The organism is Archangium sp. (assembly GCF_036389735.1).
Lineage (GTDB): Bacteria > Myxococcota > Myxococcia > Myxococcales > Myxococcaceae > Archangium.
Genome location: NZ_DASVWK010000698.1, coordinates 1 through 8,247 on the forward strand (window position 1 = coordinate 1; position 8,247 = coordinate 8,247).

The following is an 8,247-nucleotide window of genomic DNA, read 5'->3' on the forward strand; positions in this document are numbered from 1 at the left end:
CACCGCCCACCGTCAGCGGGATGAACAGCCGCTCCGCCGTGCGCCGCACCAGGTCCCACAGGGTGCTGCGCTCCTCGTTGCTCGCGGAGATGTCGAGGAAGGTCACCTCGTCGGCGCCCGCCTCCTCGTAGCGCATGGCCAGCTCCACGGGGTCGCCCACGTCCCGGAGGCCCTCGAACTGGACGCCCTTCACCACGCGCCCCCCCTTCACATCCAGACAGACGATCAGTCGCCGCGTGAGCATCTCACTTCACCTCCAGGGCGACGGTGCCCTTCGTGCTGAACACCACGCCCGAGTCCACCATCGCGTCGCGCAGCGCCATGCCGAGCGCCTTGAACGCCGCCTCCGTCACGTGGTGGCTGTCCTTGCCCCGGAGGATCCGCAGGTGCAGCGTCACCTTCGCGTGCTCGCAGAAGGAGCGCATCACGTGCTCGTAGAGTTTGTTGCGCAGCGGTCCCCGGTAATAGAAGCGCCCGGCCACGTCGATGCAGGCCTGCACCAGCGCGTCGTCCATGGGGACGGTGCGCTCGCCGTAGCGGGCCGCCGTGGCGGGAATCACCTTCTGCACCGCCGTGCCCAGGGTGATGGCCACGTCCTCCATGAGGTGGTGGCGCAGATCGCCTCGTGCGTGCAGCGTCAGGTCCAGGCCCGCGTAGCGCGCGAAGGTGGACAGCATGTGGTCGAAGAAGGGCAGGCCCGTGTCCACCTGGGTCACGCCCTTGCCCAGGGCCACGTCCACGGTGACCTTCGTCTCCTTCGTCTCGCGAACGATGGTCGTCATGCGAACTCCCGGGCCACTTCGGCCGCGTCCAGCTTGCCTGTGTACAGCGCCATGCCAATGACCGCGCCGTGAGCCCCCACGCGTCCGAGGGCCCGCAGGTCCTCCAGCGTCGTCACACCGCCCGAGGCGTACAGCGGGTGGCGGCTCGTCCGGGCCACCTCCTCCATCAGCGGCAGGTCCACCCCCTCCATCTGCCCCTCCTTGTGCACCGCCGTCACCAGCAGGCCGCCCAGGGGCAGCGGCTCCAACGACTTCAGCACGTCACCGATGTCCCGGGCGCTGCCCGCCGTCCAGCCGCGCGTCACCACCTCGCGGCCCTTCACGTCCGCGGCCACCACCACCCGACCCGGGAAGCGCTCGGCCACCTCACGCAGCCATGCCGCGTCCTCGATGGCCCGCGTGCCCACCACCACGAAGGTGGCCCCCAGCGCGAGCACCGCCTCGACATTGGCCGTGCTGCGCACGCCACCGCCCACCGAGAAGGTGAGCCCCGCCTCGTGGTTCAGGAGCTTGCCGATGGGCCCCTCGTTGGAGCCCTTGCCCAGCGCGGCATCCAGGTCCACCACGTGGAAGGTCCTGAAGCCGAGGGCACGCCAGCGCGTCAACGCGTCCAAGGGCTCCTTCACCCGCACCCGCTCGTCGGCGTACGAGCCGCCCACCAACTGCACACAGGCTCCCTCGCGCAGATCAATGGCTGGAATGGCGATCACTTGCGCACCTCGTCGACGAAGGCCTGCACGAAGCGCACGCCCGCCACCGAGCTCTTCTCCGGGTGGAACTGGAGGCCGAGCAGGTTGCCGCGCCGCACCGCCGCGGGGAACCGGTCCCCCTCGTGCGTCGTCCAGCCCACCACCACCCCGGGCTCCTCGGCGCGGCAGACGAAGCTGTGCGCGTAGTAGACGGAGCCCAGCTTCGCGCTCTTCAGCGCGGTGTCCTCCTCCACCGAGTTCCACCCGATGTGAGGCACGCGCTGGGTGCGCAGCTTCGTCACCCGCCCGCGGAAGAGGCCCAGGCCCTCGCCGCCGCCCTCGTCGCTCGTGTCGAACATGAGCTGCATGCCCAGGCAGATGCCCAGGCACGGCAGGCCGTCCAGCACCGCGCGCCGCATCTGCTCGCGTCCCGGTGCCAGCCGTGCCGCCGCCGCGCCGAAGGCTCCCACGCCCGGCAGCACCAGCAGGTCCGTGTCGAGCGCCCGAATCGGATCCTCCTGCACGCGCACCTCGACGCCCGGCGCCGTGGCCAGCGCCTTGGCCAGCGAGTGCAGGTTGCCCGCTCCATAATCGAAAAGCGTCACTCTCACCGGAGAGCCTCCCGCAGCGCCGTGAGCGCCGCCTCCATCATGGGCCACGGGCCGCACCCGATCCGGAGCGCGTCACCGATGACCGTCAGTCCCTGGAATGCCCGAACATTCACGTCCCGCTGTCGCATCCGCTCCGCCACCGCGGGGGCGCCGGGCAGCGGCACCATCACGAAGTTGGCCTCGGTCGGCAGCGGCTTCAGCCCCAGCCCCTCCAGCTCGGCCACCAGCCGCGCCCGGATGGTCAGCGACTCCGCCGCCCGCGCCTTCATCCACGGCAGGTCCTCGCGGAGCGCCGCGGCCGCCATGCGCTCGGACAGGCCCGTCACCTTGTAGGGCCCGCGCGCCTTCTCCACCTCTGCGATCAGCGTGGGGTCGCCCACCGCGTAGCCCACCCGCATGCCCGCCAGCCCGAAGGCCTTGGAGAGCGTGCGCGTCACGAGGACGTTGGGCCGGGCCGCCAGGTCCAGATGGCTCTCCCGGGCGAACTCGGCGTAGGCCTCATCGAGCAGGACGATGCCCGGAGCGTTGTCCACCAGCCGCTCCAGCGCGGCCCGCGAGGCCACCGTGCCCGTGGGGTTGTTGGGCGAGCACACATAGAGGAGCTTCGCGCCCGTGGCGAGCAGCCCGTCCACGTCGATGTCGAGGTCCGGTTTGAGCGGCACCGGCGCGTACCGCAGCCCGTTCACCTTCGCGAAGTAGGACATCATCACGAAGGTGGGATCCGGGAAGGCGATGAGCCCGCCCGGCTCCAGGAAGGCGCGCAGGGTGCTGTCGATGACGTCGTCCGAGCCACACCCGGTGGTGACCCGCGAGGGCTCCACGCCCGCGTAGGCGGCCACGGCCTGCTTGAGCTCCGGCGCGTAGCCCACGGGGTAGCGAGTCACCTGGGAGGCGACCGTCTCGCGCAGGACGCGCTCGGCCGCCGGGGGCATGCCGAAGAGGTTGGTGTTGTCGCTCAAGTCCACGCTGCACTTCGCCTTGGAAGGCGAGTACAGCGGGATGTCCCGGTAGGAGTCGCGCGAGGGCAGGCTCATGACTTCCTCCAGGCGCGGGCGGCCTCGGCGTGAGCGTAGAGGCCCTCGCTGTCGGCCAGCAGGCCCACGTCATCGGCGAGCCGCGCCGCCGCGTCGGGGTCCACGCGCTGGTAGGTGGTCCACCGGTAGAAGTCGAGCACGCTCAGCCCCGAGTACGCGCGGGCCAGGCCCGCGGTGGGCAGCACGTGGTTGGCGCCCGTCATGTAGTCGCCGTAGGCCACCGAGGCCGTCTCGCCGACGAACACCGTGCCCGCGTTGCGCACCCGCGCCAGGTGCTCCCGCGCCGAGGCGGTGGCCAGCAGCAGGTGCTCGGGGGCGAAGTCCGCCACGAAGGCCCAGGCCTCCTCCAGCGAGTCCACGGTCAGCACCGCGCCGCGCTCCCGCAGGGCCTGGGTGACGATCTCCAGGCGCTTGGCCCTCGCCGCCGCCTTCACCACCGCCCGGGCGATCGCCACCGCGGGCGCATCGCCCACCGCCAGCGTCACGCAGCACGCGTCCGGATCGTGCTCGGCCTGGGCCAGCATCTCCCGCGCCACCGCCTCCGGATCCGCGCTGCGGTCCGCCACCACGAGAATCTCACTCGGGCCCGCGGGCGCGTCGATGGCCACCGCGTCCACCACCTGGAGCTTGGCCGCGGCCACATAGGCGTTGCCAGGACCCACGATGCGATCCACCCGGGGCACGCTCTCGGTACCATAGGCCAGGGCCGCCACCGCACCCGCACCACCGAGGGCGAAGACGCGATCGGCGCCCGCCAGCGCCGCCGCCGCCAGCACGCCCGCCGAGAGCTTCCCATCCGGCCCCGGGGGCGAGCAGACGATGACCTCCCCCACCCCGGCCACCTTCGCCGGCACCACGCCCATCAGCACGCTGCTGGGGTACACGGCGCGGCCCCCCGGCGCGTACACGCCTACACGCCCGAGCGGATCCGGCCGGCGCCCGACGAAGATGCCCGGCTCCGTCTCCACCTCGGTGGCCTGGGGCTTCTGCGCCGCGTGCGCCTTGGCGATGTTGCGCGCCGCGCGGGCCAGCGCGTCCTTCAGCTTCGGCTCCAGCGAGGCCAACGCCGCCTCGCACTCCGAGCGAGGCACCTCCAGCGACTGGAGCTCGGCGCGGTCGAACTCACGCGCCATCTCGCGCAGCGCCTTGTCCCCGTCCCGGCGCACGCGGGCGAGGATGTCCGCGGTGCGCTGCGCCACGCGGGCATCCGCTCCGCCCGTGCGGTCCAGCAGGCGGCGGCGCGCCTCCGGAGCCAGCTCCCTCAACCGGCCCTGGTACTTGAGCGTGGGAGTGCTCACGGCATCAGCCTCTCGATGCGGGTGACGAGGATGCCCTCGCAGCCCAGGGTCTTCAGGGAGGAGATGGTGCGGTAGATGCTCTTGGCGGGCACCACGGCGTGCACGGCCACGAAGTCCCCGCCCTGCACGTCCACCACGGTGGGGCCATTGAGGCCGGGCAGCACCTCGCGCACGTTGTTCAGCACGCGACGGGGCACGTTGGCCATCAGGTAGCGCTTGCCCCGGGCCGCCAGCACCGAGCCCAGCGCCTGCCGCAGCTCGTCCAGCTTCGCCGCCGACTCGGGCGTGTGGTTCTTGCGGGCGATCAGCCGCGCGCTCGACTGCACCACCGTCCCCACCTCGCGCAGCCCATTCATCTTCAGCGTCGAGCCCGTGGACGTCAGGTCCACGATGATGTCCGCGATGCCCAGGTGGGGGGCGATCTCCGTGGCACCGGACACCGGCACCACCGTCACCTTCTGGCCGCGCTTCGTGAAGAACTCCTGCGTCAGGCGCGTGAAGGAGGAGGCCACGCGTACCCCATCCTGGATGTCCTCGAGCTTCTGGATGCCGCTCTCCTCGCGGGCGGCCACCACCAGCCGGCACTTGCCGAACTCCAGATCCATCAGGAGCTCCAGGTCGCGGCCGGACTCGCACACCAGATCCCACCCGGTGACGCCCGCGTCCGCCGCGCCATCGGCGACGAACTCGGGGATGTCCTGGGCGCGCACGAAGATGGCCTCGAACTCGCCGCCGAGCGACGCGGTGAGGGCCCGGTCACCTCGGACGCGGACCTCCAGACCGGCATCGTTGAACAGCTCGCGAACCTCCTCGGACAGGCGACCTTTGTTGGGCAGGGCGATTCTCAGCATCGGAGCACTCGGTAGGTGGAGGGACGGGCGCGGAAACGAAAAAAGCCCGTCCTGGGTGGGACGGGCTTCCGTTCACTGCGGCAGGTGCATCGGGGGCGTCTCTACGCTTTCACCCGAGCATGCGCATGGCGAGCGGACCCGTCAGGGGGCCGATGATGATGCGCATGGGAGTGATGGACGAAAACAGGACGCACGGGATTACTAGGTAACGGAAAAGCCCCCGCACAGTCAACCCGAGCCGCTCACATCACTTGCAAACCCTCCCGGGGGCGAGCAGAAGCGCCTCGAATGCGTGACATCGACGTGGTCATCGTAGGGGGCGGGGTGATGGGTTGTGGCATCGCCCTGCGACTGCGCCAGGCCGGTGCTCGGGTGACGGTGCTGGAGCGCTCCATTCCAGGAGCCGAGGCCTCCAGCGCGGCGGGCGGCATCCTCGCGCCCCAGCAGGAGTCCGAGGGGCCCGGTCCCTTCCTGGAGCTGTGCCTGCGCAGCCGGGGCCTGTACCCGGACTTCGCCGCGGAACTGCTCGCCCTCACTGGCATCAACGTGGACTACCTGCCCAGCGGTCTGCTGCACCTGGCCTTCGACGAGACCGGGGCCCAGCGCCTGGAGGCCACCGTGGGCTGGCAGCGAGCCCGGGGGCTGCGCGCGGAGCTGCTCGGCCCGGCCCAGGTCCACGAGCTGGAGCCCCCGCTCTCGTCACACGTCCTCGCCGCCGCCCACTACCCGGACGACCACCAGGTGGACAATCGGCTCCTCACGCGCGCCCTCACCATGGCCGCCGCGAAGGTGGGCGTCACCTTCCGCACCGGCTACGTGCGGGGCGTGGTGGAGGAGCACGGCCGCGCGGTGGGCGTGGATCTGGATGGGGACACGCTGCGCGCGGACGCCGTGGTGATCGCCGCCGGCTCCTGGTCCGGCCTGGTGCAGGGCATCGCGTTGGACCCGCGCGTGGTGCGCCCGGCGCGCGGGCAGATGGTGCAGTTCCAGACCCGGCTGCCGCTCTTCTCGCACGTCGTCTTCTCCGACAAGGGCTACATCATCCCCCGGACGGACGGACGGGTCATCGCCGGCAGCACCCTGGAGTTCGCCGGCTTCGAGAAGAACGTCACCGCCGAGGGCCTGCACCGCATCCTCTCCCTGGCCATGGAGCTATGCCCCGCGCTGGGTTCGGCCCCGGTCCAGGAGACCTGGGCGGGCCTGCGCCCCTATACGGACGACCACCTGCCCATCCTGGGAGCCGGCCCCCTGCCCGGCCTCTTCCTGGCCACCGGCCACTTCCGCAACGGCATCCTCCTGGCCCCCATCACCGCCCGACTCGTGGCCCAGGTGGTCCTCGGGGAGTCTCCCTCCCTGGACCTGAATCCGTTCCGTTTTGATCGCTTCCCCGGCCGCTGAGCCGCCAGGAGGCCTTTCCTACCCTTCGGGAACCCGTCCAGGCGGCCAGGAAACCTGAAAAACCGCGTCGGGTTGGCCTTCCGGAGGCCGATCCCTCTAGAATCCCCACCCGTGGAAGCCATTCCTCCCATTCCCCCCCGGATTCTGATCGTCGACGACGACGATTCCGTGCGCGATGTCATCTCCGTCCTCCTCAGGGAGGAGGGCTACAACTGCGTGGTGGCCAGCGGTGCCGAGATGGCCCTGGACCTCACGGGCCAGGAAGAGACACCCCTGGTCATCAGCGACATGAAGATGCCGGGCAAGGACGGCCTGTGGCTGCTCGAGCAGCTGCGCGAGCGCTATCCGGACACCTCCGTCATCATGCTCACCGGATACGGCGACACCGAGTCCGCGGTGGACTGCCTGCGCCGGGGCGCCGTGGACTACCTCCTCAAGCCGCCCAAGCTGACGGATCTCATCCGCGCCATCGAGCGGGCGCTGGCCAAGCGCCGCATCGAGCTGGCCCGCAAGCGCTACCAGAAGAAGCTGGAGCGCAAGGTGCGTGACCGCACCACCGAGCTGCGCAACGCGCTCCGGGACATCGCCCACACCTACCAGTCCACGCTGCTGGCCCTGGTGGCGGCTCTGGACGCCCGCGAGCACGAGACCTCGGACCACTCGCAGCGCGTGGTGCGCTACACCAACGCCATCGCCGAGCGCTTGAGCATCAAGGGCCAGGATCTCGAGGAGATCGGCCGCGGCGCGCTGCTGCACGACATCGGGAAGATCGGCGTGCCGGACGCCGTGCTGCTCAAGCCGGGGAAGCTGACCCCGGAGGAGTGGCAGGAGATGCGCAAGCACCCGGACATCGGCTTCCAGATGATCCAGAACATCCCCTTCCTGGCCACGCCGGCGCAGATCGTGCTGTCGCACCAGGAGCGCTGGGATGGACAGGGCTACCCGCGCAACCTCCGGGGCCAGGAGATCCACATCGGCGCGCGCATCTTCGCCGTGGCGGACACCCTGGACGCGATGACCAGCGACCGGCCCTACCGCAAGGGCACCACGTTCGCCAACGCGATCACGGAGATCAACCGCTGCGCCGGCACGCAGTTCGACCGCGAGGTCGTCCGGGCCTTCCTCGACATTGGTGAGCAGGCGCTCATCAAGATCCGCGAGGACATGCAGAACCGGAAGCTGACCCTGGTGCAGGTGGAGACGCAGGCCCAGGAGGCCGAGGCCACCCTGGCCCGGCTCGGCGATGACCTGGACGATCTGGACCAGACCATCCCCGGCCCGGCCCCCAGCGCGAGCCCGGCCCCCGTGACGCGCGCGAGCCCCCCGCCCGCTCCTCCCGCTTCCCCCGCGCCGCAACAGCCCGTGGTCCTCTCGGTGCTCGCGGGTGGACGCCAGGGCAACACGCGCGACTGAGGTCACTTCTGGTCAACCAGAAGTGACCGACACGTGGACCCGGTGCACGTCACTTCTGGTCAACCAGAAGTGACCGACACCCGGCCCCCCAGCGGACGACCTGTCTACGGGGATGCCAGCCGGGGACAGGTGGGTTAAGAGTCGAGAGCCTTGATGACTCCTGCCCTCCTA

The 8,247-nt window shown here is 70.7% G+C and carries 9 protein-coding genes; 2 read left to right on the forward strand and 7 right to left on the reverse strand.

All coding sequences use genetic code 11. The features are described from left to right. From VF794_RS24550 to hisG, 7 genes are all read right to left on the reverse strand, one after another. The coding region (locus tag VF794_RS24550; RefSeq protein WP_331114420.1) for a HisA/HisF-related TIM barrel protein at positions 1 to 244 on the reverse strand (244 nt) is incomplete at its 3' end. A 1-nt stretch (position 245) separates the two neighbouring features. Beyond that, complete coding sequence (locus VF794_RS24555) at positions 246 to 782, reverse strand: imidazoleglycerol-phosphate dehydratase (RefSeq protein ID WP_331114422.1); 537 nt, start codon at positions 780 to 782, stop codon at positions 246 to 248. Beyond that, a complete protein-coding gene (locus VF794_RS24560; RefSeq protein ID WP_331114424.1) occupies positions 779 to 1,492 on the reverse strand; it encodes a 1-(5-phosphoribosyl)-5-[(5-phosphoribosylamino)methylideneamino] imidazole-4-carboxamide isomerase in 714 nt (237 codons plus the stop codon). The genes VF794_RS24555 and VF794_RS24560 overlap by 4 nt, the downstream gene beginning before the upstream one ends. Beyond that, positions 1,489 to 2,082: an imidazole glycerol phosphate synthase subunit HisH gene (gene hisH / locus VF794_RS24565; RefSeq protein WP_331114426.1), complete on the reverse strand. Its 594-nt coding sequence runs from the start codon at positions 2,080 to 2,082 to the stop codon at positions 1,489 to 1,491. Before hisH ends, VF794_RS24560 begins: the two co-directional genes overlap by 4 nt. Further along, a complete protein-coding gene (locus VF794_RS24570) occupies positions 2,079 to 3,116 on the reverse strand; it encodes a histidinol-phosphate transaminase (RefSeq protein ID WP_331114428.1) in 1,038 nt (345 codons plus the stop codon). Before VF794_RS24570 ends, hisH begins: the two co-directional genes overlap by 4 nt. Continuing rightward, positions 3,113 to 4,414, reverse strand: a complete 1,302-nt coding sequence (hisD, locus tag VF794_RS24575; RefSeq protein WP_331114430.1) for a histidinol dehydrogenase — start codon at positions 4,412 to 4,414, stop codon at positions 3,113 to 3,115. Before hisD ends, VF794_RS24570 begins: the two co-directional genes overlap by 4 nt. After that, a complete protein-coding gene (gene hisG, locus VF794_RS24580; RefSeq protein WP_331114432.1) occupies positions 4,411 to 5,265 on the reverse strand; it encodes an ATP phosphoribosyltransferase in 855 nt (284 codons plus the stop codon). The genes hisD and hisG overlap by 4 nt, the downstream gene beginning before the upstream one ends. A gap of 288 nt (positions 5,266 to 5,553) precedes the next feature. Here hisG and thiO point away from each other — a divergent pair, with 288 nt between their 5' ends. Together thiO and VF794_RS24590 are read left to right on the forward strand one after the other, a co-directional pair. Continuing rightward, complete coding sequence (gene thiO / locus VF794_RS24585; protein WP_331114434.1) at positions 5,554 to 6,663, forward strand: glycine oxidase ThiO; 1,110 nt, start codon at positions 5,554 to 5,556, stop codon at positions 6,661 to 6,663. A gap of 111 nt (positions 6,664 to 6,774) precedes the next feature. After that, entirely contained in the window at positions 6,775 to 8,076 is a 1,302-nt protein-coding gene (locus VF794_RS24590) for an HD-GYP domain-containing protein (protein ID WP_331114435.1), read from the forward strand. The last annotated feature ends 171 nt before the right edge of the window (positions 8,077 to 8,247 follow it).